This is a genomic window from Arthrobacter sp. P1_B4, from assembly GCF_056406555.1.
Map to the genome: position 1 here is coordinate 20,473 of NZ_JBFTZW010000014.1, position 24,183 is coordinate 44,655.

The 24,183-nt window shown below is 68.6% G+C and carries 22 protein-coding genes; 9 read left to right on the forward strand and 13 right to left on the reverse strand.

The features are described from left to right. The first annotated feature begins 99 nt into the window (after positions 1-99). The 3 genes from AC1D1W_RS08240 (at position 100) to AC1D1W_RS08250 (ending at position 6,585) form a co-directional block, all read left to right on the forward strand. On the forward strand, positions 100-1,065 hold the full coding sequence (locus AC1D1W_RS08240; RefSeq protein WP_028277261.1) for a quinone oxidoreductase family protein: 966 nt from the start codon (positions 100-102) through the stop codon (positions 1,063-1,065). Positions 1,066-1,178: 113 nt separating this feature from the next. Continuing rightward, entirely contained in the window at positions 1,179-5,111 is a 3,933-nt protein-coding gene (locus tag AC1D1W_RS08245) for a Pls/PosA family non-ribosomal peptide synthetase (RefSeq protein ID WP_476943422.1), read from the forward strand. Positions 5,112-5,160: 49 nt separating this feature from the next. Beyond that, on the forward strand, positions 5,161-6,585 hold the full coding sequence (locus AC1D1W_RS08250; RefSeq protein WP_243181784.1) for a M1 family metallopeptidase: 1,425 nt from the start codon (positions 5,161-5,163) through the stop codon (positions 6,583-6,585). A 20-nt stretch (positions 6,586-6,605) separates the two neighbouring features. On the opposite strand, the gene AC1D1W_RS08255 is transcribed toward AC1D1W_RS08250, so the two are convergent. The 3 genes from AC1D1W_RS08255 to pheS form a co-directional block, all read right to left on the reverse strand. Continuing rightward, on the reverse strand, positions 6,606-7,268 hold the full coding sequence (locus AC1D1W_RS08255; protein WP_476943407.1) for a 4'-phosphopantetheinyl transferase family protein: 663 nt from the start codon (positions 7,266-7,268) through the stop codon (positions 6,606-6,608). Between the two features lie 129 nt (positions 7,269-7,397). Continuing rightward, the gene (gene pheT / locus AC1D1W_RS08260; RefSeq protein WP_476943408.1) at positions 7,398-9,941 is read right to left on the reverse strand and encodes a phenylalanine--tRNA ligase subunit beta; all 2,544 of its coding nucleotides are present in this window, start codon (positions 9,939-9,941) and stop codon (positions 7,398-7,400) included. 2 nt (positions 9,942-9,943) lie between these two features. Next, positions 9,944-11,005 (reverse strand): phenylalanine--tRNA ligase subunit alpha, encoded by a 1,062-nt coding sequence (gene pheS, locus AC1D1W_RS08265; protein ID WP_028277258.1) that lies wholly within the window; start codon positions 11,003-11,005, stop codon positions 9,944-9,946. A gap of 253 nt (positions 11,006-11,258) precedes the next feature. Here pheS and AC1D1W_RS08270 point away from each other — a divergent pair, with 253 nt between their 5' ends. Together AC1D1W_RS08270 and AC1D1W_RS08275 are read left to right on the forward strand one after the other, a co-directional pair. Next, complete coding sequence (locus AC1D1W_RS08270) at positions 11,259-11,729, forward strand: hypothetical protein (protein WP_028277257.1); 471 nt, start codon at positions 11,259-11,261, stop codon at positions 11,727-11,729. 1 nt (position 11,730) lies between these two features. Next, a complete protein-coding gene (locus AC1D1W_RS08275) occupies positions 11,731-12,369 on the forward strand; it encodes an SIMPL domain-containing protein (RefSeq protein ID WP_476943409.1) in 639 nt (212 codons plus the stop codon). Between the two features lie 82 nt (positions 12,370-12,451). Here the strand turns inward: AC1D1W_RS08275 and pcp are convergent, their stop codons facing one another. Then, positions 12,452-13,093, reverse strand: a complete 642-nt coding sequence (pcp, locus tag AC1D1W_RS08280) for a pyroglutamyl-peptidase I (protein WP_243181780.1) — start codon at positions 13,091-13,093, stop codon at positions 12,452-12,454. A gap of 109 nt (positions 13,094-13,202) precedes the next feature. Beyond that, on the reverse strand, positions 13,203-13,985 hold the full coding sequence (map, locus tag AC1D1W_RS08285) for a type I methionyl aminopeptidase (RefSeq protein WP_476943410.1): 783 nt from the start codon (positions 13,983-13,985) through the stop codon (positions 13,203-13,205). Between the two features lie 63 nt (positions 13,986-14,048). Here map and AC1D1W_RS08290 point away from each other — a divergent pair, with 63 nt between their 5' ends. Then, positions 14,049-14,351: a helix-turn-helix domain-containing protein gene (locus AC1D1W_RS08290; protein ID WP_028277253.1), complete on the forward strand. Its 303-nt coding sequence runs from the start codon at positions 14,049-14,051 to the stop codon at positions 14,349-14,351. A gap of 104 nt (positions 14,352-14,455) precedes the next feature. Further along, complete coding sequence (locus tag AC1D1W_RS08295; RefSeq protein ID WP_476943411.1) at positions 14,456-15,592, forward strand: Rv2578c family radical SAM protein; 1,137 nt, start codon at positions 14,456-14,458, stop codon at positions 15,590-15,592. 94 nt (positions 15,593-15,686) lie between these two features. Here the strand turns inward: AC1D1W_RS08295 and AC1D1W_RS08300 are convergent, their stop codons facing one another. From AC1D1W_RS08300 to AC1D1W_RS08315, 4 genes are all read right to left on the reverse strand, one after another. Then, positions 15,687-17,060, reverse strand: a complete 1,374-nt coding sequence (locus AC1D1W_RS08300) for an NAD(P)(+) transhydrogenase (Re/Si-specific) subunit beta (protein ID WP_028277251.1) — start codon at positions 17,058-17,060, stop codon at positions 15,687-15,689. Then, positions 17,057-17,440 (reverse strand): NAD(P) transhydrogenase subunit alpha part 2, encoded by a 384-nt coding sequence (locus AC1D1W_RS08305; RefSeq protein WP_459384320.1) that lies wholly within the window; start codon positions 17,438-17,440, stop codon positions 17,057-17,059. The genes AC1D1W_RS08300 and AC1D1W_RS08305 overlap by 4 nt, the downstream gene beginning before the upstream one ends. Next, a complete protein-coding gene (locus tag AC1D1W_RS08310; protein ID WP_243181776.1) occupies positions 17,440-18,582 on the reverse strand; it encodes an NAD(P) transhydrogenase subunit alpha in 1,143 nt (380 codons plus the stop codon). Before AC1D1W_RS08310 ends, AC1D1W_RS08305 begins: the two co-directional genes overlap by 1 nt. Before the next feature lie 88 nt (positions 18,583-18,670). Continuing rightward, complete coding sequence (locus AC1D1W_RS08315) at positions 18,671-19,135, reverse strand: (deoxy)nucleoside triphosphate pyrophosphohydrolase (RefSeq protein WP_308197254.1); 465 nt, start codon at positions 19,133-19,135, stop codon at positions 18,671-18,673. Positions 19,136-19,329: 194 nt separating this feature from the next. Here AC1D1W_RS08315 and AC1D1W_RS08320 point away from each other — a divergent pair, with 194 nt between their 5' ends. Continuing rightward, the gene (locus AC1D1W_RS08320; RefSeq protein WP_476943412.1) at positions 19,330-20,538 is read left to right on the forward strand and encodes an MFS transporter; all 1,209 of its coding nucleotides are present in this window, start codon (positions 19,330-19,332) and stop codon (positions 20,536-20,538) included. A 259-nt stretch (positions 20,539-20,797) separates the two neighbouring features. Here AC1D1W_RS08320 and AC1D1W_RS08325 read toward each other — a convergent pair whose 3' ends face one another. Further along, positions 20,798-21,718 carry a cation diffusion facilitator family transporter gene (locus AC1D1W_RS08325; protein WP_028277247.1) on the reverse strand — a complete coding sequence of 307 codons (921 nt, stop codon included), beginning with the start codon at positions 21,716-21,718 and terminating at the stop codon, positions 20,798-20,800. Positions 21,719-21,947: 229 nt separating this feature from the next. Between AC1D1W_RS08325 and AC1D1W_RS08330 the strand changes: the two genes are divergently transcribed. Then, a complete protein-coding gene (locus AC1D1W_RS08330; RefSeq protein WP_028277246.1) occupies positions 21,948-22,217 on the forward strand; it encodes a GlsB/YeaQ/YmgE family stress response membrane protein in 270 nt (89 codons plus the stop codon). A gap of 149 nt (positions 22,218-22,366) precedes the next feature. On the opposite strand, the gene AC1D1W_RS08335 is transcribed toward AC1D1W_RS08330, so the two are convergent. From AC1D1W_RS08335 to rpmI, 3 genes are all read right to left on the reverse strand, one after another. Beyond that, a complete protein-coding gene (locus tag AC1D1W_RS08335; RefSeq protein WP_028277245.1) occupies positions 22,367-23,263 on the reverse strand; it encodes a TrmH family RNA methyltransferase in 897 nt (298 codons plus the stop codon). Between the two features lie 65 nt (positions 23,264-23,328). Next, positions 23,329-23,799: a 50S ribosomal protein L20 gene (gene rplT, locus AC1D1W_RS08340; protein WP_028277244.1), complete on the reverse strand. Its 471-nt coding sequence runs from the start codon at positions 23,797-23,799 to the stop codon at positions 23,329-23,331. Between the two features lie 122 nt (positions 23,800-23,921). Beyond that, positions 23,922-24,116 (reverse strand): 50S ribosomal protein L35, encoded by a 195-nt coding sequence (gene rpmI / locus AC1D1W_RS08345; RefSeq protein WP_003798720.1) that lies wholly within the window; start codon positions 24,114-24,116, stop codon positions 23,922-23,924. Positions 24,117-24,183 lie beyond the last annotated feature (67 nt).

Sequence of the window (24,183 nt, forward strand, 5' to 3'; positions counted from 1 at the left end):
TGACGGCTGGTTACGGAAGGCCCCTTCATGGTTACCCCCGGTGTCCCTAGGATGGACCCAGGGACCGGGACAGAATTCCCCGCCCGGAAAAGGAGCCACATGATGCACGCAATCGTCGCCCGCCAGGCCGGCGGCCCCGAGGTCCTCGAACTCGACAAGACAGCCCGACCCGTTCCCGGGCCCGGCCAGCTGCTGGTCAAGGTCGCGGCCGCGGGCGTGAACTTCATTGACACCTACAAGCGCAGCGGCGTCTACAAGGTCAGCTACCCCTTCACGCCCGGCTCCGAGGCCGCGGGCACCGTGGAGGAGGTCGGCGACGCCGTCACCGGGTTTGCTCCCGGTGACCGGGTGGCCACGGCCGAGGGCGCTGACTGCTACGCCGGCTATGCACTCGTCGATGAGGACAAGGCCCTCCCGGTTCCCGACGGCCTGGATGATTTCACCGCCGCGGCGCTGCCGCTGCAGGGCGTGACGGCCCACTACCTGATCAACTCAACTTTCAAGGTCGAGTCCGGCCACACCGTGCTGCTCCACGCCGGCGCCGGTGGCGTGGGGCTCCTGATGATCCAGTTGCTCAAGGCCAGGGGCGCCAATGTCATCACCACCGTTTCGACAGACGCGAAAGAGCAGTTGGCCCGAGAAGCCGGCGCCGACCACGTGCTGCGCTACGACGGTTTCGCCGACCGGGTCCGGGATCTGACCAACGGCACCGGCGCGGATGTGGTGTACGACGGCGTCGGAAAAGACACTTTCGACGCCTCCCTGGCGTCCCTGCGCATCCGGGGCATGCTGGTCCTCTTCGGCGCAGCGTCCGGCCCGGTCCCGCCGTTCGACCCGCAGCGGCTCAACGCCGGCGGCTCGCTGTACCTCACGCGGCCCACCATGGGCCACTACCTGCGCGACGCCCGGGAACGCCGCTGGCGCTCCGACGAAGTCTTTGCCGCCGCCGCCGACGGCAGCCTCAAGGTCAGGATCGGCGCACGCTATCCTCTCGGCGAGGCGGCCCGTGCCCACGAGGACCTTGAACAGCGCCGCACCACCGGCAAAGTCATCCTCGTCCCCTAAGCTGCACGGTCCCCCAAGCCGTACGGCAACACCATCCGTTCATCTCCTGCAGGGACAATGCGCCAGTGACCGAGCAACGACTGACCCCCAGTGAAGCCCCCGACGCCGGTGCGGTGCAGAGTCTTCCCGCTCCCCGTCTCACCGTCCACGAGCCCCAGCTGCCGGGCGCCCTCTCCGCCCCGCCGGAGCGCACGCTGATAGACATCGTCCGGGATACTGCCGCCCGGTACCCGGACGCTTCGGCGCTCGACGACGGCCACCGTTCGCTCAGCTACGCCCAGCTCATGGACGAGGTCCGGGCCACCGCCCGGAAACTGCACCTCGCCGGGCTGGGTGCCGGCGACAAGATCGGCGTCCGGATCCCGTCGGGCACCAACGAGCTCTACGTCTCGATCCTGGCGGTGCTGCTGGTCGGTGCGGCCTATGTCCCCGTAGACGCCGACGATCCCGACGAGCGGGCCAAACTGGTCTTCGGGGAGGCGAGGGTGGCCGGCATCCTCCGCGCCGGCGGGAAGATCGTCACGGACAGCAACCACCCCCGCCCGTTCCCCGACGCGAGGCCGCCCGGCCCCGACGACGACGCGTGGGTCATTTTCACGTCCGGCTCCACCGGCACCCCCAAGGGCGTCGCGGTCCAGCACCGCTCAGCCGCCGCGTTCGTGGACGCCGAGGCCCGCATCTTCCTGCAGGCCGATCCGGTGGGTCCGCAGGACCGGGTGCTGGCTGGCCTGTCCGTTGCCTTCGATGCCTCCTGCGAGGAAATGTGGCTCGCGTGGCGCCACGGCGCCTGCCTGGTTCCGGCACCCCGGGCGCTGGTGCGGACCGGGATGGACCTCGGCCCCTGGCTCATCAGCCACGGCATCACCGTGGTCTCCACCGTCCCCACACTGGCCGCTCTCTGGCCCGTGGAGTCGCTGGAAAGTGTCCGGCTGCTGATCTTCGGCGGGGAGGCGTGCCCGCCCGACCTTGCCGAACGGCTCGCCGTCGAAGGACGCGAAGTATGGAACACCTACGGGCCCACCGAGGCCACCGTGGTCGCGTGCGCCGCGCAGCTCGGCGCGCCCGGCCCCATCCGGATCGGCCTGCCGCTGGACGGCTGGGACCTCGCCGTCGTCGACGCCGATTCGCTGCCCGTCGCCGAAGGCGGGGTGGGCGAACTGATCATCGGCGGCGTCGGGCTGGCCCGGTACCTTGACCCGTTCAAGGACGCGGAAAAATATGCCCCCATGCCGTCCCTGGGCTGGCCGCGCGCCTACCGCTCCGGCGACCTCGTCAGGTACGAAGCAGAAGGCCTCATTTTCCAGGGCCGCGCCGATGAGCAGGTCAAGCTCGGCGGGCGCCGGATCGAGCTCGGCGAAATCGACGCCGCCCTGCAGTCCCTGCCGGATATCGCCGGCGCCGCGGCCGCCGTGCAGACCACCGCGGCCGGCAACCAGATCCTGGTCGGCTACCTTGCCGCCGTCGCGGGCCGTGACATCGACCTCGCAGCCGCCCGCGAACTGCTGGGCGAACGCCTGCCCGCGCCCCTCATTCCGCTGCTGACGCTCGTCGATTCGCTGCCGACCAAGACCAGCGGCAAAGTGGACCGCCACGCCCTGCCCTGGCCGCTCAGTGGAACCGGAGCGGCGGAGGCCGAAGGTGCCCCGCTGAACCTGCCGGAGGACGCGCAGTGGATCGTGGAGCAGTGGAGCGCCGTGCTGGGAAGCCCGGTCACCAGCCTCGATGCCGACTTCTTCGCCTACGGCGGCGGCTCGCTGGCCGCCGCGCAGCTCGTGTCCGCCCTCCGCGTCCGCTATCCCACCATCACGGTGGCCGATATCTACGCGACACCCCGGGTGGGCGCCCTGGTGGACGAGGCCCGGCAGTCGCTGCCGGAGGGTGGTGCCGTCGCTGCCCAGGAGCGCACCGTCCGGCCCACCGCGCGGAAGTCGCAGGCCTTCCAGACGCTCCTGGGCGTTCCCTTGCACATCCTGGTCGGCATGCGCTGGCTGACCTATCTGATGGCAGCCAACAACCTGCTGGCCGCCGTCGCCGGATTCAGCGCCGCGCCAACGATCTCATGGTGGTGGGTGGGAGCTTCCTGGCTGGTCTTCGTCAGTCCCGCCGGGCGGATGCTGCTCTCCGTCGCCGCCGCCCGCATCCTGCTGCGCAACGTGGTGCCTGGCACCTATCCCCGGTCCGGGCGGGTGCACCTCCGGCTCTGGCTCGCGGAACAGATCCAGGACCTCGCCGGCGCCATCAGCCTCGCCAGCGCGCCCTGGGTGCCCTACTACGCGAAAGCGCTCGGGGCGAAGATCGGCGAGAACGTCCAGCTGCACTCGCTGCCGCCCGTCACCGGGCTGCTGACCCTCGGCACAGGATCCAATATCGAGCCCGAAGTCGATCTGTCCGGCTGGTGGATCGACGGCGACCGTGTCCACATCGGCGCCATCCGGATTGGCCCCGGCGCAAGCGTGGGGGCCCGCAGCACGCTGATGCCGGGAGCCACGGTGGGTGCCGGGGCGCAGGTAGAGCCGGGTTCCGCTGTGATCGGCAAGGTCAAGGCGGGCCAGCTCGTGGCCGGGTCGCCGGCCGAGCGCCGTGGCAAGGCCCGGCACTCGTGGCCGGACTCCCCGGACGAGCACCGGCTGATGGGCCGGTTGTGGTTCGCCGGTTTCGCCGCCGCCTCCGCCATGCTGGCGCTCATCCCCTACGTCTCCGCTGCCGTCGCGGGCTTGGTGATCTTCGCGTTCATCCAGGGCAGCTCCTCCCTGCCCGCGGCCCTGCCCGGCATAGCGCTCTCGATCCCGCTGGCGGCGCTGGCATGGTTCCTGACCAACCTGCTGCTGATCCTGGCCACGACGAGGCTCCTCAGCGTCGGCCTCGCTGAAGGCTACTACCGGGTCCGGAGCCGGATCGGGTGGCAGRTCTGGGCGACCGAGCGGGTACTGGATCTGGCCCGGGATCTGCTGTTCCCGATCTACGCCAGCCTCTTTACGCCGGTCTGGCTGCGGCTTCTCGGTGCGAAGGTCGGCCGCAACGTGGAGGCCTCGACAGTGCTGCTGATCCCGCGGATGACCACCGTGGGCGAGGGCGCGTTCCTGGCCGACGACACGATGGTGGCGTCGTACGAACTCGACGGCGGCTGGATGCACATAGCCCCGGCCAAGATCGGCAAGCGGTCTTTCCTGGGCAACTCGGGCATGACGGCGGCCGGGCGCAGCGTGCCCAAGAACTCCCTCGTGGCGGTGTTGTCCGCGACGCCGGCCAAGGCGAAGTCCGGCACCTCGTGGCTCGGCAGCCCGCCGGTGCGGCTGCGGCGCACCGCCATCGCCTCGGACGACACGCGGACCTACCAGCCGCCCCGGAGGCTGAAGGTCGCGCGCGCCCTGTGGGAGCTGTGCCGGTTCGTCCCGGTCATGCTGACGGTCGTCATCGCCGTCGGTGTGATGCTCGCGTTCGACGCGATGGCGGCCCTGTTCAACTACGGAGTCGCCGCTCTCCTGAGCGGGGTGGTGATCCTGCTCGCCGGGGCCACGGCCGCGGGCAGTGCTGTCGTGGCCAAATGGCTGCTGGTGGGCCGCATCCGCCCCGGCGAGCACCCGCTGTGGAGCTCCTTCATTTGGCGGAACGAGGTAGTGGACACGTTCATTGAGATGGTCAGCGCCCCGTGGTTCGCGCGCGCCGCCACGGGGACACCGGCGCTGGTGTGGTGGCTGCGGGCACTCGGCGCGAAAATCGGTGCCGGGACCTGGTGCGAAAGCTACTGGCTGCCAGAGGCGGACCTCGTCACCCTCGGCAGGAATTCGACCGTCAACCGCGGGTGCGTGGTCCAGACCCATCTGTTCCATGACCGTGTCATGAGCATCGACACTGTTACGCTCGATGACGGAGCCACCATGGGCCCGCACGGCGTCATCCTGCCGCAGGCCAGGATCGGCAGCGGCGGCACGGTGGGGCCGGCGTCCCTCGTCATGCGGGGCGAAACCGTCCCTGCCGGGACGTACTGGATGGGCAATCCGGTCAGCCCCTGGGACGGGCCGGCACCGCCGGCCGGGCCCCGTTAGGCCCGGCGCCTGCGCACGTCCACCAGCACCACAACCGAAGGTCCGTCCATTGAGCACCAGCGCACCAAGCAGCAGCGGCGCCGCCGCCCGCGGGGACATCAGCGGGGAAATCAGCCGCGAAATCAGCCGGGCGACGAGCCCGGAAGCCGGCGCCCCGGACCCCTATATGCCCGGCCACGGGACCAATGCCTACCGCGTCACCCGGTATGAACTCGATCTGGACTACCGCGTCAGCAGCAACCGCCTTGCCGGGCACGCCGTCCTGCACGCCATCACGCAGCTCCCGACGTCGGCGATCGTCCTGGACCTGGCCGGCTTGCGGGCCACGAAGATCCAGCTCAACGGGCGCAGGGTACGCCGGTTCACGCAGCGGGCAGAGCAGCTCGTTGTCTACCCCGACAACCCACTGCTCGCCACCGAGGCCTTCACGCTGGACATCCGCTATGAGGGGTACCCCGCGCCGCGCCGCGGTGTGTGGGGCGAAGTGGGCTGGGAAGAGCTCTCCGATGGGGTGCTGGTCGCCGGGCAGCCCAACGGGGCAGCCTCCTGGTTTCCGTGCAATGACCACCCGCGGGACAAAGCGACTTACCTCATCACCGTGACCACCGATGCGAACTACCGGGCCGTGTGCAACGGGGTGATGCTCTCCCGCACCAGCAGGGCCAGCCGCGTGACGTGGGTCTTTGAGCAGGCCGAACCCATGGCCACGTACCTGGCCACGGTCCAGATCGGCCGCTACGAGCTCCTGACCCTCAATGCCGACCGGCCCTCAGGGCACGTTCCGCAGTATGTGGCCGTGCCGGCGTCGCTGCAGGCGGGCGCCCGGGCCGCCCTGGCCCGCCAGCCCGACATGATGCGGACCTTCACGAACTGCTTTGGGCCGTACCCGTTCCCGGAGTACACGGTGGTGGTCACCGACGACGTCCTGGAAATCCCGCTGGAAGCGCAGACACTGTCCATCCTGGGGCCCAACCATCTGCGGCAGGACTGGGAATCACAGCGGATGATCGCCCACGAACTCGCCCACCAGTGGTTCGGGAACTCCCTGACCACTGCGACCTGGAGGGACATCTGGCTGCACGAGGGCTTTGCCTGCTACGCGGAATGGATCTGGTCTGAAGAGGCCGGCATCATGTCGGCGGCGGCCCGCGCGCGCGCCGCCTGGCGCAAGCTCGCTGCTGCCCCGCAGGACCTGATGGTGGGCGACCCCGGCCCGGAACTGATGTTTGACGACCGGGTCTACAAACGCGGCGCCCTGGCCCTGCACGCCCTGCGGGTACGCTGCGGCGACCTGGCGTTCTTCGCCCTGCTGCACGACTGGACGGACCGTTTCCGGCACGGCACCGTGACCACCGCCGACTTCATCGTCGCGGCCGCCCACACGACGGGCCTGGACGCAGAGGCCCTGTTGCACCCCTGGCTGTTCGCCGACGCCCTGCCGCCGCTCCCGCAGGCAACGCCGCCCAAGATCTGATCAGGGGCGCGGAGCCCTGACTAGGGAAGGACCGCCAGGGCGACGGCGGCCACCAGGTCAGCGGGCAGGCCTGTCTCTGCCGGCGGCAGGTCCCGGAGCCCTGCGCGGCCGTTCACTGCCGGCGCCAGCACGTCCAGGGTGTCCGGGGCCGTCTGCAGCCCGGTGCCCAGCATTTTGAGCCAGGCCTCCTTGCGCGCCCACAGGCGCGCCCTGCCCTGCAGCAGCGCGATGCCGGCCAGCCCGGCGAGGTGCCATTGTTCCGCCGGGGTCAACACGACGTCGTCGAACCCGTCGAAGTCCGCCCGGGCCGGGTCCTCGACGTCGATGCCCAGCTGCTCACCCGGGTCCGGGTCCACGACCCCGGCCAGTAGCGTCCAGCCGGCCGCACGGGACAGGCTCAGCAGCAGCGGCGCAGCCTGGCCCCGGAGCAGGTAGCCGGGCCGGCCGTGTGAGATGTCCGCGCCGGTGCCGCACCGTGGGCAGCTGTACCAGGCGGTGAGATCCGACGCCGGAACGCCGAGCAGGCCGGCGGCGAACCGGCGCTGCGCGAGCCGCCCGTACAGGAAGTCCTCCCGGGTCCGCGGGGTCATGGCCCGGGCCCGGACGAGTTCGGCCCCGTCCAGCAGGGAGCGCGAGTCGCATTCCAGCTCCGGTTCCGGATAGAGGGCTGGTGCCGCGTCCACGGGCGCCCCCAGGTCCCTGGGAACACGGGGGTCGCCGGGAACGCGAAAGGGCGGGCAGGCACGCACAACAAGGTGTGATGCCATGACCCGCCCCTTTCAGAAACGTCTGCGCCGTGAGCAGCGCAGTCCTCAGCGCTGCACCGCTCCGAATCGTTCGTGGGCGGCGGCCACGGCACCTTCACGGGCCTCCGAGGCCTCGTCCGCCGTCAGGGTGCGGTCGTCGGCGCGGAAGCGCAGGCTGAACGCCAGCGACTTCTTGCCTGCCTCGATGCCCTTGCCCGCGTAGACGTCGAACAACGCGACGTCCTCGAGCAGCTCGCCGGCGCCTTCACGCAGCGCAGCCAGCACCTCCCCCGCCGGGACATCCTGCGCCACTACCAGGGCCACGTCCTGCGTGGCCACCGGATACGTCGAGATGTGCCGGGCCACGATCACGTCGGCGGCGGCCTCGAAGAGGGCGTCGGCGTTCAGTTCCAGTGCCACGGAACGGGCCGGCATGTCGTGCGCCGCCAGCAGCTTCGGGTGCAGCTCGCCGGCGAAGCCCACCACTTCGCCGGTGCGCAGTTCAAGCTGCGCCGCCCGGCCCGGGTGGAAGGCCTGATGCCGGCCCTGCGTGACCAGGAGCTCGACGCCGAGCACGTCGCCGGCGATCCGGGCGATGTCCACCGCGTCTGCCCAGTCCCAGGCCCGCGGGGCGTGGCCCGGGGCAGCGGGAGAGTCGTGCCCCGTGAGCACAGCGCCCAGGTGCAGCGGCTGGTCCGGGACGCCGTCGTACAGGGCATCAAGCACGTCGTCGCCGGGCTTGACGCCGAGCGGCGGAATCGCGGAGGTGCCAAGCTTCTCGCCCGGCAGGAACACGAGCCCGGCCTCGAAGAGGGCGAGGTCGCGGAAGCCGCGGGAGTGGTTGCGCTTGGCCACCTCGATCAGGCCCGGCAGCACGGAGGTCCGCAGGAAGCCGTGCTCCTCGCTGATCGGGTTGGCCAGCTTGAGGGCCTTGCGCTCCGCACCCTCGGCGGGGACGCCAAAGGTGTCATTGGCGGACTTCGAGACGAACGGATACGCCAGCACCTCGGTGAGTCCGGCGTCGGCGAGGGCCTGGATCAGGCGGCGGCGCTGCTGCTGGACGCGGGTCAGGCCACGGCCCGGGGGCGCTACCGGCAGGGTCGCCGGGATCTTGTCGTAGCCGACCAGCCGGGCGATTTCCTCGGTCAGGTCGTCCTGGGTCTCGAGGTCCTGGCGCCAGCTCGGGGCGGTCACCGTATAGCCGTTACCGGTCCTGGCAACGACGGCGCCGAGGTCCTCGAGCGAACTCAGGATCTGTTCCTCGGTGAAGTCGATCCCGATCCGGGCTGCCGCGTACTCTGCCGGCAGTTCGATGGTGACGGCGTCCGGCGCGGTCCCGACGTCGGTCCCGGCCTCGTCGGCCGTTCCGCCGGCGAGTTCGACCAGCAGGTCCACCACACGCTGGGCGGCCACGTCGGCCACCTGCCAGTCCACGCCGCGTTCGAAGCGCTTGGACGCCTCGGACGGCAGCTTGTGCCGGCGGCGTGCGCGGGCGATCGAGACCTCGTCGAAGTGCGCGGCCTCGACCAGGACGTTCGTGGTGGTGTCCGAGACTTCGGTGTGGGCGCCTCCCATGACACCGGCGATTCCGATGGGCCCGGATTCGTCCGTGATCAGCAGATCCTCGACGTCGAGCGTGCGCTCCTTGTCGTCCAGGGTGGTGATCTTCTCCCCCGCTGTGGCCCGCCGGACCACGATGTCGCCGGCCAGCTTGTCCAGGTCATAGCAGTGGTTCGGCTGCCCGAGCTCGAGCATGACGTAGTTGGAGATGTCCACCGGCAGGGAGATGGACCGGATGCCGGCGAGCCGGAGACGGGAGGTCATCCACAGCGGGGTGGGCCGGGTGGCATCCACACCGCGCACGGTGCGGGCCACGAAACGGTCGCAGCCGGGCTTGCCGTAGATGGGGGCGTCGTCGTTGAGCTTGACGCCGTAGCCGCCGGAGAGCGACTGCGGAACCTGGACCTTGGAGACCGGGTCCGTGAACACGGTGCCGGTGGCGTGCGCGTATTCACGGGCTGCGCCGCGGATGGAAAACGCGTACCCGCGGTCCGGCGTCACATTGATCTCGGCCGCCTGGTCATAGAGGCCCAGCAGTTCCATCGCGTCGGTGCCCAGTTCCGGGTCGAGGCCGATCCGGGACAGCACCAGGATGCCGTCATGGTCCTCACCGATGCCAAGCTCACGGACGGAGGCGATCATGCCGGCAGAGAGGTGCCCGTAGGTCTTGCGCGCGGAGATGTGGAAGTCGCCCGGCAGCACTGCGCCCGGGAGGGTGACCACCACCTTGTCACCCTCGACGAAGTTGTGGGCGCCGCAGATGATGCCCTGCACGCCGGAGGGGTCGATGCCCTCGCCCGTGAGGGTCTGCTCGCGGCCCTCGGGGACAACCCGGACCTGGCACCAGTTGATGGTCTTGCCGTTGGTCTGGGGCTCCTTGACGATGCTCAGGACCTGGCCCACGACGATCGGCCCACGAAGGGTGTCCGTGGGTCGGTGGACGGCTTCTTCTTCAAAGCCGACCTTGACGAGTTCGGCCATGACGTCTTCGGCCGATGCTTCGGCCGGTACCTGCGCGAATTCGCGCAGCCAGGAAAGTGGGATACGCACTGTTAGATCTCCATCCCGAAGTGCTCGCTGAAACGTACGTCGCCTTCAATCATGTCGCGCATGTCGCCAACCTCGTTGCGGAACATGAGGGTGCGTTCGATGCCCATGCCGAAGGCAAAGCCTGAATAGATGTCCGGGTCGATCCCGGCCGCGCGCAGGACGTTGGCGTTGACCATGCCGCAGCCGCCCCACTCGATCCAGCTGGGGCCGCCCTTGGCGCCCGGGTGCCAAATGTCCAGCTCCGCGGACGGCTCGGTGAACGGAAAATAGTTCGGGCGCAGCCGGATCTGGGCTTCCGCACCAAACATCTGGCGTGCGAAGTGCTCCAGCGTGCCGCGAAGGTCCGCCATGCTCAGGTTCTTATCGATGGCCAGGCCTTCGAACTGGTGGAACACGGGGGTGTGCGTCGCGTCGAGCTCGTCCGTGCGGAACACCTTGCCCGGGCACAACACATAGATGGGCAGCTCCCGTTCCAGCATGGAGCGGACCTGCACCGGCGAGGTGTGCGTGCGCATGAGCAGGTGGGCCTCGGGCGGCTCGACGAAGAACGTGTCCTGCATGTCGCGGGCGGGGTGGTCCGGCTTGAAGTTCAGGGCATCGAAGTTAAACCATTCGGACTCGACCTCGGGCCCTTCGGCAATTTCCCAACCCATGCCGACAAAGATGTCCGCCACGCGGTCCTGCAGCGTGGACAGCGGGTGGCGTGCACCGGCCGTGCGCCGGCGCGGCGCTGCCGTGACATCCACGGTCTCTTCGACGAGGATCCGCGCGTCGTTCTCGGCCTCGAGCGCGACCGTCCGGTCCGCGAGCGCCTTGTTGACCCGCCCCCTCGAGGCGCCCATGAGCTTGCCGGCGGCGGCCTTCTGGTCCTTGGGCAGCGCGCCAATCTCACGGTTGGCGAGGCTCAGGGCGGACTTCTCGCCCGTGTGGGCGAGGCGCACGGCCTTGAGTTCATCGAGGGTCGCTGCGGCGGCGATGGCGGCAACGGCCTGGTCTACGGCGGCGGTAATGGCGGCTTCATCCAGAGGATTCGGGACGGCTGCGTCCGGCAAAGTTTCAGTCATCTACTGTTCTTAGCTACGAGTCGGATCATGCCAACAGCGTGCGCCGGGCACAGGGCGCGGCGCAGGTTCTCGGCAAGGCTTGTGGTCACTGTCCCCAGTCTAGTAGACGGCCGTCGGCGGCATGGCAATGGCCGCCCCGCACGTGACGCCGCGGTGCCGGCCGCCCCTGGCACGCTTACGCCGGAATTCCAAGGGCACGGGACATCCCGGCGGCCCCCTGACTGCCGGGCACACCCCCGGCTACCATGGCCTCATGACGCCCGGACAACGGCTTCGCCAGATCGCCAACCTGCTCAACGGCTCCACCCTGCTGGGCCTGCTGCTGGCAGCCTGTGCGCGGACAACCGTCAGCTCCGGTCCGCGCGGACTGCTGATCGCGGGCCGCTACCGCTGGCGGTTGCCGTTTGCTGCGGCCTTCACCGTGGGCAACGTGATCCTCTTCCGAACCGGACCGGAATCCGCCCGCGCCAATCCAGTGCTGCTGGGCCACGAGGAGCGCCACAGCACCCAATATGCCTGGTGCCTCGGGCTGCCCTTCCTTCCGCTGTACTTCATAGCCGCCGGCTGGTCCCTCTGGCGCACGGGCAACCCGGGCAGCGCCAACATCTTCGAGCGCCACGCCGGCCTGGAAGCAGGCGGCTACCCCCTGCCCGGCCTGCCCGGGACCAGACCACGCACGCACCGCAGATTGGGCGTGACCGCCCCTGAACGTTACGAGGCCTGACATGACAGACAGCCCCCGAAGCATCTCCGTTGCAGGAACCGGCAGCGCCGAGGCGGTGCCGGACCTGTTGACCGTGTCGATCGGCGTTGAATGCCGCCGCGAGACCGTGGCCGAGGCCTACAGCGAGGCCGGAACACGGTCGGCCGCCATCACGTCGGAGCTCCGGCAGCGCGGCGTGGACAGCGCGGACTTGTCCACTTCCGGGCTGAACGTCCGGGCCGAGCTGAACTGGCAGGATGGCCGGGGCCAGACCGTGACCGGCTACCTGGCCTCCAGCACGCTCACCGTCAGGATCCGCGAGCTGTCCGCGTCCTCGCAGGTCCTTGCCGCGGCGGTTGCTGCCGGCGGCGACGCCGTCCGGCTGAACGGGCTGACCCTCGGCTTCGCCGACTCCTCGGCCGTCGAAGCCCGGGCCCGTGAGGCCGCCTGGCAGGACGCCCGCACCACCGCCGAGCACTATGCCGCCCTCGCGGGAACCGGGCTGGGCAGGGTCCTGTCCCTCACCCAGCACACCGGTTTCCAGGCGCCGATCCCCGTGGCGAAGATGCAGCGGGAAGTGGCCGTGACCTCACTCACCGTCGAGGCCGGTGAGTCGGGGGTCACTGCCACCATCGGCGTCGTCTGGGAACTGCTCGACTGATTGCCCAGTAATTGCGGGAGCAGTTGTTTCGCGTCGCCGACGGCGGCCGCCACCGGCTCGGGCGCCGGATGACCGGCTGGGGCTAGTGGGTTGCGCCGGCAGGGAGCTTTAGATCCGCCGTCGTCGCCAGTGCAGTGCGCACGACGACGGCGAGCGCCGCCGCCATCTGGGCGGCCGGCAGCGAGGGGGCACTGCTCCCGGCCGGAAGCTGCGTGTCCTCGTAGGGGACGTGGACAAAGCCTCCCCTGGTGCCCGGACGTAGCCGCAGGGCGTGCATGAGCGCGTAGAAGACATGGTTGCAGACATAGGTCCCGGCACTCTGGGACACTTCGGCCGGGATCTGCTCTGCGCTCAACGCCGCGAGCGCCGCCTTGACCGGCAGCGACGTGAAATAGGCTGCCGGTCCGCCCGGGACCACGGCTTCGTCCACGGGCTGATTGCCGGCATTGTCCGGAATCCGGGCGTCGTCACAATTGATGGCCACCCGTTCCAGCGAGATGCGCGCCCTCCCGCCGGCCTGGCCGGCGCACAGCACAAGCTCCGGCGTGAAACGCTCGAGGGCCTCCGCCAGCACCTTGGCCGACTCGCCGAAGACGCATGGCAATTCCACCGCCTGGACATCCAGCCCTTCGGATTGGAGCAGCCGTGCCGCCGAACGGGCCGCTGCCCACGACGGATTGGCCGTATCGCCGCCAAATGGCTCAAACCCGGTCAGGAGAATCATCGCCCCAGCCTAACAACGCCCTCCCACTGCCGCGGTAAGGCGGCACCCCGCGGCACCCTCGACCCGGCCCCGTCCACACTTGGCCGCCGGGGCAGGTGTCGCTCCGGCCTCATGCGTGTGTCCGCGTCGGCAGGGTGAGGATTTCGGCCCCGTCGTTGGTGATGGCGATCGTGTGCTCACTGTGTGCTGTCCGGCAGCCGGTCGCGCTTCGGAGCGTCCACCCGTCGGCGTCGGTGATGAGTTCAGCGGTGTCGGCCATGACCCATGGCTCCAGTGCGAGCAGCAGCCCGGGGCGCAGCTTGTAGCCACGGCCCGGCCGTCCGGTGTTGGGAATGTGCGGGTCCTGGTGCATGGTCGATCCGATGCCATGGCCCCCGAACTCGGTGTTGATCGGGTACCCCGCCTCGCCAAGGACCGAGCCGATGGCATGGGAGATGTCGCCGATCCTGGCTCCGGGCCGGGCAGCGGCTATCCCTGCGCCGAGCGCGCGCTCGGTCGCGCTGATCATCGCGACGCTTCCCGGGGGCTTTGAGTCGCCCACGATGAAGCTGATGGCGGAGTCTGCTGCGACTCCCCGCTTGGAGACGGCGAGGTCGAGTGTCAGCAGGTCGCCGTCTGCCAGCGTGTAGTCGCGTGGGAGTCCGTGGAGCACGGCGTCGTTGACGGCCGTGCAGATGTAGTGTCCGAACGGCCCGCGGCCGAAGGACGGCTCGTAGTCGACATAACAGGACTGCGCACCAGCCTCGGCGATCATGGCCTGCGCCCATCGGTCGAGGTCCAGGAGGTTCGCGCCGACCGTGCTGCGGTTCTTCAGCGTCTGCAGGATGTCAGCTACAAGGGCGCCTGTTTCTTTGGCCCGGGCAAGTTCGGTGGGATTCAGGATCTCGATCATGCGGCGCCTTTCTCACGTGTCCAATAACTATACCGGTCATATTATCCCGGTATAATCGAAGCCATGGTCAGGTTGCCCCTCACATTCGCAGAGATCGAGCGCGGACAGCGCCTCGGCGCCCTGTTGCGCCGCGCCAGGGGGGAACGCTCGATGCTCGACATCGCACTCGATGCACGCGTCTCACCGGAGACCCTCCGGAAGATCGAGACGGGCCGCGTAGCGACCCCCGCCTTCCCGACCATCGCCGCTATCGCCGGCGTCCTCGGACTCTCCCTCGATGCGGTGTGGGCCGAGGTCAACCAGACCAAACGCGCCACTGAACCGACCGGCCCTGATCACAACGCCCGTGAGCGGCTGGCTTCATAAGCCCCGATCCCCGCAGCTGCACAGGCCGCCCCATGCTGCAACCGGCCGCCGCCTCGCCCGTCAGCATCCTTGACATACAGTCGAACATATATTCGAATGTAGGCATGAGATGGGACGCACAAGCACTTGAGCGCGGCGATTCCCCGGCCGCCGTTTCCGCCGCTTCGCCCACGGCTGCCCTGCTGCCGCTGGCCGGACTCGTGCGGACGGTCTCCACCCCGGAATTTGCCGGGATCACCTTCCATGAGGTCACCGCCAAATCGGTGCTCAACAAGGTGGTCGCCGGTTCCCGGATGCCGTTCGACTGGACCATCAACCCCTACCGCGGCTGCAGCCATGCGTGCGTCTACTGCTTTGCCCGGAAGAGCCACACCTACCTTGACTTCGACGCCGGCCTGGACTTTGACAGCCAAGTGGTGGTCAAGATCAACGCCGCCGAAGTCCTGCGCAAGGAACTGGCCAAGCCGTCCTGGCGCCACGAGCACGTGGCCCTTGGCACAAACACCGACCCCTACCAGCGCGCCGAGGGCCGCTACCAGCTCATGCCCGGCATCATTGGTGCCCTGGCCGATTCCGGCACTCCCCTGTCCATCCTCACCAAGGGCACGCTCCTGGCCCGGGACATCCCGCTCCTCAAGCATGCGGCGGCGCAAGTGCCGGTCGGGGTGGGCATCTCGCTGGCCATGACCAACGGGCAGCTGTCCGAGGCCGTGGAGCCTGGCACGCCTGGGCCACGGGCCCGGCTGAAGCTCATCTCCCGTCTGCGGGAAGCGGGCCTGCCCTGCGGCGTCATGGCCATGCCCATCCTGCCGTGGCTCTCCGACAGTGATGAGGCCCTCGATTCCCTCTTCGGGGCCCTCGCGGCGGCCGGCGCCACAGGGGTCACGGCCGGTGCGCTGTACCTGAAGCCGGGCACCCGTGAATGGTTCATGCAGTGGATCGCCCGGGAACATCCGCAACTGGCGGGCAAGTACCGCCGCCTGTACGGCAGCGGGTCATACGCATCCAAGGAATACCGCGCGTGGCTGGCAGGACGGGTCCGGTATTTCAAGGACCTGCACGGCTTCTCCGGCTCGCAGGGCTTCAGCCACCGGGACCTTGACGGGGGCAGCGACCATGACAACGCCCGGGAGGAAGAAGCCCAGTACCCGGCCGGGAGCATCCCGGACACCGCGGGGCACGCAAGCCCACGCCACGCCGGCGCTGCCCGTTCCGGCACGGCCCAGCCCACACTGTTTTGAAGTCCGCTCCACCTCAAGCACACGGAGCCATGGGTCCCCTGCGCAGCAGGGCTGCCGGAGCGGAAAGCGCCCTGAGCCGCCGGGCGCAGGATGCCTAGAGCGCCTTGACCGCGCCGAGCACCCTCGCCAGCGAATCCTTGGCGTCGCCGAACAGGAGGGTGGTCTTGGGATCGTGCAGGAGCTCATTCTCGATGCCGGCAAACCCCGGGCGCATGGACCGCTTCAGGAACACGACCTGCTGGGCCTGCACCACTTCCAGGATCGGCATCCCGTAAATCGGCGAACCCGGCGAGGACTTGGCCGCCGGGTTGACGACGTCGTTGGCCCCGACTACCAGAACGATGTCCGTGGTCGCGAATTCGGGGTTGACTTCCGCGAGCTCCCGCAGTGACTCGTACGGCACGTTGGCCTCGGCCAGCAGCACGTTCATGTGGCCCGGCATGCGTCCCGCCACGGGGTGGATGGCGAACACGACGTCCACGCCGCGCGCGACCAGGGCCGTGGCAAGCTCCGCCACAGTGTGCTGGCCCTGGGCCACGGCGAGCCCATAACCGGGAACGATCACCACCCGCTGGGCGTAGCCGAGCTGGACGGCAATGTCCTCCGGGGACGAGGAACGCACTGGCCGGTCGCTCAGGGCGGTGGAACCCGCCGTCGAGCCGCCCTTGAACGCCCCGAACATGATTCCGCCGACTCCGCGCCCCATGGCCGAGGCCATGACCTTGGTCAGGATGGTGCCGCTCGCGCCCACGAGCGTCCCGGCGACCAGCAGCAGGACATTGCCCAGGACCACGCCCGACGCTGCCACCGCCAGCCCCGTGAACGCATTCAGCAGGGAGATCACGATCGGCACGTCCGCCCCGCCCACGGGCAGCACCAGGAGCAGCCCGGCCGCGAGGCCCAGGCCCAGCAATGCGAGCGACCAGCCCAGCGACCCGGTCACGACCACCAGAGCTCCTGAGAAGACCGCCCCCAGCAGGACGGCCCCCATCACCCAGGGCATCCCGGGGAACAGCAGCGGACGGGTGCTGATGAGCTCCTGCAGCTTGCCCACGGTCACCGCGGAGCCGGCAAAGGACACCGCCCCCACCAGCATGGTGAAGACCACGGCCAGGCGGACCCAGGGATCTTCCTGGTGGCCAAGTTCCAGCACGGCGACGAGCGCCGCGGCCCCGCCCCCGACGCCGTTGAAGAGCGCCACGAGTTGGGGCATCTGGGTCATCTGCACCCGCCGTGCCACGGGGAAGGCAATCGCGGACCCCACGGCGATGGCCGCGAGGATGAGCGGAACATTCTCCAGCCGCGCGGAGAGGAAGACGGTGACGACGGCGAGGAGCGCCCCGGCCGCGCCGATGGCGTTGCCGCGGCGGGCCGTTCGTGGCGAGCTGAGTCCCTTGAGCGCCAGGATGAAGCAGACGGCGGCCACAAGGTAGAGCAGGGCTGTCCATTCGGGGCTCAGGAGGCTCATTTGGACTCCCCCGCCGCGTCGGCGGAGCTCCCCTCGCCGGGGTGTCCTTCGCCCGCGGCTCCGCCAGCCTTGGCGGCGCCGCTTGAGGCGGGGATGCGTGTCCGCTTGTGGGCGCTGAACATCTCCAGCATCCGGTCCGTGACCACAAAGCCGCCCACCAGGTTGACGGTGGCCAGGACGACGGCCAGGAGCGCGATGCCGAGGACCCACGGGTCACTGGCCTGTCCGGCCACGATGATGGCGCCGACCAGGATGATGCCGTGGATGGCGTTGGCGCCGGACATGAGCGGCGTGTGCAGTTTGCTGGTGACCTTGGAGACGACTTCGAAGCCAACGAACACCGCGAGAACCACCACGGTCAGCAACACGACGGGGCCCATCACGCCTCCCTTTCCAATGCTTCCGCGGTGGGGGCGTGCCGCACCGTGCCGCCGTGGGTCAGGCACGTTCCGGCGACCACGTCGTCGTCGAAGTCCGGGGCCACCGAGCCGCAGTCGGTCATGAGCGCGAGGAAGTTGCTGACGTTCCGGGCGAAAAGCCGGGACGCATCCGAGGGCATGGCGGATGCCGCGTCCTGCAAACCCACGAGCGTGACCGATCCGCCGTCGACCGGCACCTGCACGTCCTGGCCGGCGATCACGCCTTCGACGTTGCCTCCGGACTCCGCGGCGAGGTCGACGACGACAGACCCCGCCCGCATGCCGGCCACCATGGCGGTGGTCACCAGCAAGGGAGCGGCCCGGCCGGGGATGGCGGCCGTCGTGATCAGGACGTCCGCCGCCGCGACATGCGGGGCCAGGAGGCTGCGCTGGCGTTGCGCCCGGTCCTCGCCGAGGGCACGGGCGTAGCCTCCGGCTCCGTCTGCCGCCGCATCGATGTCCAGGTTGATGAAGGTGCCACCCATCGAGGCGACTTCCTCGGCGGAGGCGGCCCGGATGTCGTTGGCCGAGACCCGGGCGCCGAGCCGCTTCGCCGTGCCTATTGCCTGCAGCCCGGCGACGCCGGCGCCAAGGACCAGCACCCTCGCCGGCGGGATGGTACCGGCGGCGGTCATGTAGAGCGGGAAGAACCGCGGGTAGCGGACGGCGGCTTCCAGCACGGCGCGGTAGCCCGTGACCAGGGACTGGGAGCTGAGCGCATCCATGGACTGCGCCCGGGAGATCCGCGGAAGCAGCTCCAGGGCGAAAGAGGTGATCCCGGCCGCGGCGAGTGCCCGGACGGTTGGCAGTTCCGAGGACGGCGAAGCCAGCCCGATGGTGACGGTGCCGGGCCGCAGCCGGGCCGCGGCCTCCGGGGTGAGCGGGCGGACATGCAACAGGACGTCCAGGGCCTCGAACGGGAGCTCGAAGATCACCGTCGCGCCGGCCTCCTTGAAAGCGGCGTCGGCGAAGCCTGCTTCGGTGCCGGCACCGCTCTCGACCAGGAGATGGAGCCCGAGCGCTGTCAGCTGCCGGGCCGTCTCCGGTGTGGCCGCGACGCGACGTTCTCCGGCTCGCTGCTCTCGTCCGACACCGACCTGCACGGGCCACTCCTCTCGGTTGGGATCAGAGTAGGCACATGCCTGACGGTTTGGCGAGAGGCGGGCTCCCGAAGCGCGGCGGCGAGTCCGGTCAGCGGCCCAGCCCCGCTTCCACTCCGCGAGTCCCGGTGGCCTGCACAGCCGCCAGGAGGGCCTCGACGATGGGGAGGTCCGCCGGGATCCACGGCAGGTCCAGGACCCCTGCCGGATTGCGGAGGTCGAGCCAGCGCAATTCGTCATGGTCCTCCAGCGGCCGGGGTTCTCCCTGCGCGAGCTCCGCGAACCAGACCCTCATCGCCGCCTTCGCGTTGAGCGGCCAGCCCGCGGCGGTTTCCGCGGGCAGTTCCGCCCCGAGCCGCACCAGCACGCCCAGTTCTTCCTGGAGCTCGCGGTGCAAGGCGTCCTCGGCGGCCTCTCCTGCTTCGACTTTTCCGCCCGGGAACTCCCACATTCCGGCAAACTGCGGCGGCGCCGTGCGCCGGGCCACAAGGAGCATGCCCGGGTCGGCCAGCGAGTCCACTACTGCGCCGCCAACGACGCCTATGAGTCCAGTCACGCCCTCAAGTCTAAGGCGGGCGCAGGGTCCGGCGCTCGAGGCCGGGGGCCGGGGCCGGCTCAGGTAGGGGACAATGGTGGAGGCGGCCGCCACGACACCTTCCGGAATATTCGGCGCCCCCTCCCGGTTCTTAAAAGCATATTTATCTGTCCGATCCATCCGGTCTCTCCCGGAAAATCTCTCCGAAAAGACGAATGACAACCACCACACACGCCCCGGCGCCGACCAAGACCGGCACCCGTCACGTTGCCCTGGCAATCATTGCCCTCGCGATGGGCGGCTTTGGCATCGGCACCACGGAATTCACCATGATGGGCCTGCTCAAGGAGATCGAACAGGGCCTGAACATCAGCACGCCCGAGGCAGGTCACCTGATTTCGGCCTACGCCCTCGGCGTCGTGATCGGCGCGCCGGTGCTGGCCGCGGTGGGAGCCAAACTCCCGCGGAAGTATCTGGCCCTCGGGCTCATGCTCTTCTTCAGCGTCGCCAACCTCAGTTCCTTCCTCGCCCCGGACTACGGCTCCATGCTGGTGTCCCGGTTCGCCGCGGGACTCCCCCACGGCGCCTTCTTCGGGGTCGCGGCCGTGATTGCCGCCTCCCTGGTGGCGCCGACCAAGCGGGGTTGGGCCATTTCGATGGTCATGGCGGGGCTGACAGTATCCAACGTCATTGGCGTCCCCTTCGCCACCTGGCTGGGCCAGAGCTACGGGTGGCGGCTGCTGTTCCTGCTGGTGGGCCTGATCGGCATCATTACGCTCTTCATGCTGTGGAAGTTTGTCCCGTTCCAGAAACCGCACGCCGATGCCAGCTTCCGCAGGGAGCTCGGCGCGCTCAAGCGGCTGCAGGTGTGGCTTGCCATCCTGGTCGGCATCGTCGGCTTCGGCGGGTTCTTCGCGACCTACACCTACATTTCGCACACCATGACCTCCGTCGCCGGCCTCCCGGCGATCTGGCTGCCGCTGGTCGTGGCGCTGTACGGCGTGGGCATGGTGGTGGGCAACATCGTTGGCGGCCGGATCGCCGACAAGTCCGTCATGGGCACGATTTACTGGGTCCTGCCCGGCACGGCGGTGGCACTCGTGGTTTATGCCGTGGGCGTCCACTGGGCCTGGTCCGCGCTGGTCATGGTGTTCGTCGTTGGCGCCGCAGGGTCCATGCTCGTTCCCGCCCTGCAGACGAGGCTGCTCGATGCGTCCCCGGATGCACCGTCGCTGGCCTCCTCGCTGAACCATGCTGCGCTCAACGTCGCCAACGCCCTCGGTGCCTTCCTGGGCGGCCTGGTGATCGCCTGGGGCTGGGGATACGTCGCTCCCGCGCTCGTGGGCGCCGTCCTGGCCGTGCTGGGGCTCGGGGTCGCCGCCTTCAGCGGCGCCGTAGAACGCCGGCGGCCGCTGGCCTCCTAGCCACCCCGCCGCCGCGGCGCAACAGCCGCGGCAGAGGTACCCCGGCAGAACAGCCACGGCAACGGCAGAGGAAGAGGCAGAGGCCGAGACCGAGGTACCAGCGCCCAAATTCTCCAAAAAGAACAGCAGTCCGGTCCAGTGAAGCACTGGACCGGACTGCTGTTTCGTTGAGGGGCCGCCGTTCCATCTGTCGGCTGCCGCTATCCTAGTGGCTTCCGTTATCCCTAGTGGCTTCCGTTCTCCCTAGGGGCCGGGCGGCTTAGGGGGCGCTGACGCGCTGCACGTCCGGTTCCAGGTAGATGACCCGGGCAATCGGGACGGCTTCGCGGACCCGGACCTCCGCGTCATCAATCGCCTTCGCTATGTCCTGGCCCGAGTCCGAGCGGCCGATGCTGATCTTGGCCGCCACCAAGAGCTCCTCAGGGCCAAGGTGCATGGTCTTGAGGTGAATGATGCTGGTGCCGCCGGCCTCGATCGCGCTGCGGATCTTGGCGACGTCATCGCGGGTGGCCGACTCGCCCAGCAGCAGCGACTTGGTTTCCATGGCCAGGACCACGGCGATCGACACGAGCAGCAGACCGATCATCGCGGTGCCGAGGGCGTCCCAGATGCCGTTCCCGGTCAGGAGCGTCAGGCCCACGCCGAAGAGCGCGAACACCAGGCCCACGAGGGCACCGAAATCCTCGAGCAGGATGACCGGGAGTTCAGGCTGCTTGGCGTTGCGGATGAATTTAACCCAGCTTTGCTTCCCGCGGAGCGGGTTGGATTCGATGATCGCTGTCCGGAACGAGAAGGACTCGGCAATGATCGCGCCGATCAGGACGGCCAGCGGCACCCACCAGAAGTCCCCTTCGATGGCGTGCGGGTGCTGGATTTTTCCCCAGGCCTCGTACAGTGCGAACAGGCCGCCGACGCTGAAAAGCACAATCGAAACGATGAAGGCGTAGATGTAACGCTCGCGGCCGTAGCCGAAGGGGTGCTCGGGGCTGGCTTCCCGCTTTGCGCGTTTGCCGCCGAGCAGGAGCAGCAGCTGGTTGCCGGAGTCCGCGAGGGAGTGAATCGCCTCGGCCAGCATGGACGAGGACAGCGTCAGAAAGTAGGCGACGAACTTCAAAACGGCGATGGTCAGGTTTGCGGCCAGCGCCGCGAGAATCGCCTTGGTACCGCCATTTGCAGCCACGTGAGCTTCTCCTTATGGGGTTCTTCCGGGGTGTATGCGAACACCGGAAGAACCCAGCGCCCACAAGGAATACCGTACCGGTTTCCGGGCCGGCGCCGAACCGCGGCGGGACCAACGCTGCCACGTAACGATTGGGTAGTCCCCTGCTGACAAGCAATCCGCCCTATGTTAGCTTGAAGCCATATTCGGTATTCACAATTTGGATGCCGAAAAATATGTAGGAGGAGACATGGGCTTTCTTGGCTGGATCATTCTCGGACTCATAGTGGGTGCAATCGTCAAGGCACTCTTGCCCGGCAGGGTCGGTGGCGGCTGGGTTACCAGCCTCGTGCTCGGCGTCGTCGGCGCAATTGTTGGCGGCTGGATCGGGGACCTGCTGTTCGGCGGCGGCAAGATGGAATTCTGGAATCTCGGTTCCTGGCTCCTGGCCATCGTCGGTGGCCTCGCGGCCGCGCTCATCTACGGCGCCATCACAGGGCGCAACAAGACCACCACCTAATTCTTCAAGGCACTGGCCGCACACTTTGTGTGGGGGCGGCAGTGACAGTACGACGGCGGGGCTCACCATTCGGTGGGCCCCGCCGTTCGTTTGGCCTGCTTTTTTTGGACAGGAATTCCTGCCGGACCCGCTGGTTTCCTGCCGGGCGGCTAGGGGGTTTGCTGGGAGCGGGCGCTGGCGTACAGGCAGACGGTGGCTGCGGTGCCGAGGTTCAGGCTTTCCGCTTCCCCGTACACCGGCACGGCCACCCGGTGGTCGGCCAGCGCGATCTCGTCCTCGGACAGGCCTTGGGCCTCGTTGCCGAAGAGCCAGGCGGTCGGCTGTTCCAACGCATACACCGATTCGGCGGCGGAGGCCCCCAGGCGGCGGGCGGCGTTCTCGTCCTGGAGACGGTCCAGGTCCAGTTGTCCCTTGCCGTCCGCGGCCAGCACGCCGACGCCACGCTCCCGGCAGCGGGCCACGACTTCCTCGACCTCCGCGCCGAGGACGACGGGCAGATGGAACAGGGAACCCGCCGTCGACCGCACGGCCTTGGGGTTGTAGATATCCACGCTCGAGCCGGTCAGGATGACGGCGTCGGCGCCGGCGGCGTCGGCCGCCCGCAACACGGTGCCGGCGTTGCCGGGGTCGCGGACCTGGCACAGGACGGCAATCAGCCGCGGGCCGGCGTCGAGCACGTGCTCAAGGCTGACGTCCAGGAAGCCGCAGACGGCGACGATGCCCTGTGGCGTGACGGTATCCGCCATCGCAGCGATCACTTCGTCGGTTGCGAGGTGCGCGTGGGTTCCCTCGGCCAGCTGCTCCAGCTCCGGGTGGCGGTCCAGGCAGGCCTCGGTGGCGTACACCTCATAGACGATGCCGGGCTCCCCCGCGGCGATCCTCTTCCGGTGCAGGACCAAGGCCTCTCGGACCGCCTGCGGGCCTTCGGCCAGGAACTCGCGACGCTTTAAACGGGCCGGGCGCCCGGCAAGCTGTGCCACCTTCCTCATCCGATCAGCTCGGGGGTTGGAGAGTGGAAAGTCTTGCGGGCGCCCGGTTTCGTTCATATAAGAACCTTAGTGGCTATTCCAGCCGGCTCTTGAACGAGGCAGTCTTTCAACTGCGGGAGGAACTACTTTGCAGCCTCGTCGGCGGCCTTCTTGGCAGCAGGCTTCTTCGCGGGAGCCTTCTTGGCAGCCTTGGGAGCCGGAGCAGCCTCAGCCTGGACGGCCGGAGCGGACGTGTCGGCAGGCAGCGAGTCCTTGGCGACCTTGACCAGCGCGGCGAAGGCGTTGGCGTCGGAAACGGCCAGCTCGGCCAGCATACGGCGGTCAACCTCAACCTCAGCGGCCTTCAGGCCCTGGATCAGGCGGTTGTAGGTCAGGCCGTTGGCGCGGGATGCAGCGTTGATGCGCTGGATCCAAAGACGGCGGAAGTCGCCCTTCTTCTTCTTGCGGTCACCATAGCTGTACACAAACGAGTGCAGCAGCTGCTCTTTTGCCTTGCGGTACAGGCGTGAACGCTGTCCGCGGTAACCCTTTGCGCGTTCGAGGATAACCCGGCGCTTCTTGTGGGCGTTAACCGCCCTCTTCACACGTGCCACGTGCGTACTCCTTAGAAAATTTCTGATCCCAAGCGTCTACTGCCGGAACGGTCCGGCTGGCCTGAGAAGCCTTTTTGGTAGTTGACTGCTGCCAGGTGGCGAACAGTCAGAGAACTTGGAACTTAGATGCCGAGCATCTTCCGGATGACCTTGGCGTCGCCCTTGAAGACGATCTTGTCGCCGGCAAGGCGACGGGTCAGCCGGGAGGACTTGTGCTCGAGGTAGTGGCGGCGGTTGGCCTGCTGGCGGCGCAGCTTGCCGGTACCGGTCAGCTTGAAGCGCTTCTTAGCACCGCTGTGGGTCTTCATCTTCGGCATGGGAACCGATCTCCTTACGTATCCGCAGAAAAGTCTGCAGCTCTTTCGTGCAGCCACCCCTGCGGGC

What these genes read in the sequence shown, in the direction of transcription:
- AC1D1W_RS08240 (WP_028277261.1), top strand. Translation starts at nt 100, where the DNA reads ATGATGCACGCAATCGTCGCCCGCCAGGCCGGCGGCCCCGAGGTCCTC.
- pheS (WP_028277258.1), bottom strand. Translation starts at nt 11,005, where the DNA reads ATGACTGAAACTTTGCCGGACGCAGCCGTCCCGAATCCTCTGGATGAA.
- AC1D1W_RS08270 (WP_028277257.1), top strand. Translation starts at nt 11,259, where the DNA reads ATGACGCCCGGACAACGGCTTCGCCAGATCGCCAACCTGCTCAACGGC.
- AC1D1W_RS08275 (WP_476943409.1), top strand. Translation starts at nt 11,731, where the DNA reads ATGACAGACAGCCCCCGAAGCATCTCCGTTGCAGGAACCGGCAGCGCC.
- pcp (WP_243181780.1), bottom strand. Translation starts at nt 13,093, where the DNA reads ATGATTCTCCTGACCGGGTTTGAGCCATTTGGCGGCGATACGGCCAAT.
- map (WP_476943410.1), bottom strand. Translation starts at nt 13,985, where the DNA reads ATGATCGAGATCCTGAATCCCACCGAACTTGCCCGGGCCAAAGAAACA.
- AC1D1W_RS08290 (WP_028277253.1), top strand. Translation starts at nt 14,049, where the DNA reads ATGGTCAGGTTGCCCCTCACATTCGCAGAGATCGAGCGCGGACAGCGC.
- AC1D1W_RS08295 (WP_476943411.1), top strand. Translation starts at nt 14,456, where the DNA reads ATGAGATGGGACGCACAAGCACTTGAGCGCGGCGATTCCCCGGCCGCC.
- AC1D1W_RS08300 (WP_028277251.1), bottom strand. Translation starts at nt 17,060, where the DNA reads ATGAGCCTCCTGAGCCCCGAATGGACAGCCCTGCTCTACCTTGTGGCC.
- AC1D1W_RS08305 (WP_459384320.1), bottom strand. Translation starts at nt 17,440, where the DNA reads ATGGGCCCCGTCGTGTTGCTGACCGTGGTGGTTCTCGCGGTGTTCGTT.
- AC1D1W_RS08320 (WP_476943412.1), top strand. Translation starts at nt 19,330, where the DNA reads ATGACAACCACCACACACGCCCCGGCGCCGACCAAGACCGGCACCCGT.
- AC1D1W_RS08330 (WP_028277246.1), top strand. Translation starts at nt 21,948, where the DNA reads ATGGGCTTTCTTGGCTGGATCATTCTCGGACTCATAGTGGGTGCAATC.
- AC1D1W_RS08335 (WP_028277245.1), bottom strand. Translation starts at nt 23,263, where the DNA reads ATGAACGAAACCGGGCGCCCGCAAGACTTTCCACTCTCCAACCCCCGA.
- rpmI (WP_003798720.1), bottom strand. Translation starts at nt 24,116, where the DNA reads ATGCCGAAGATGAAGACCCACAGCGGTGCTAAGAAGCGCTTCAAGCTG.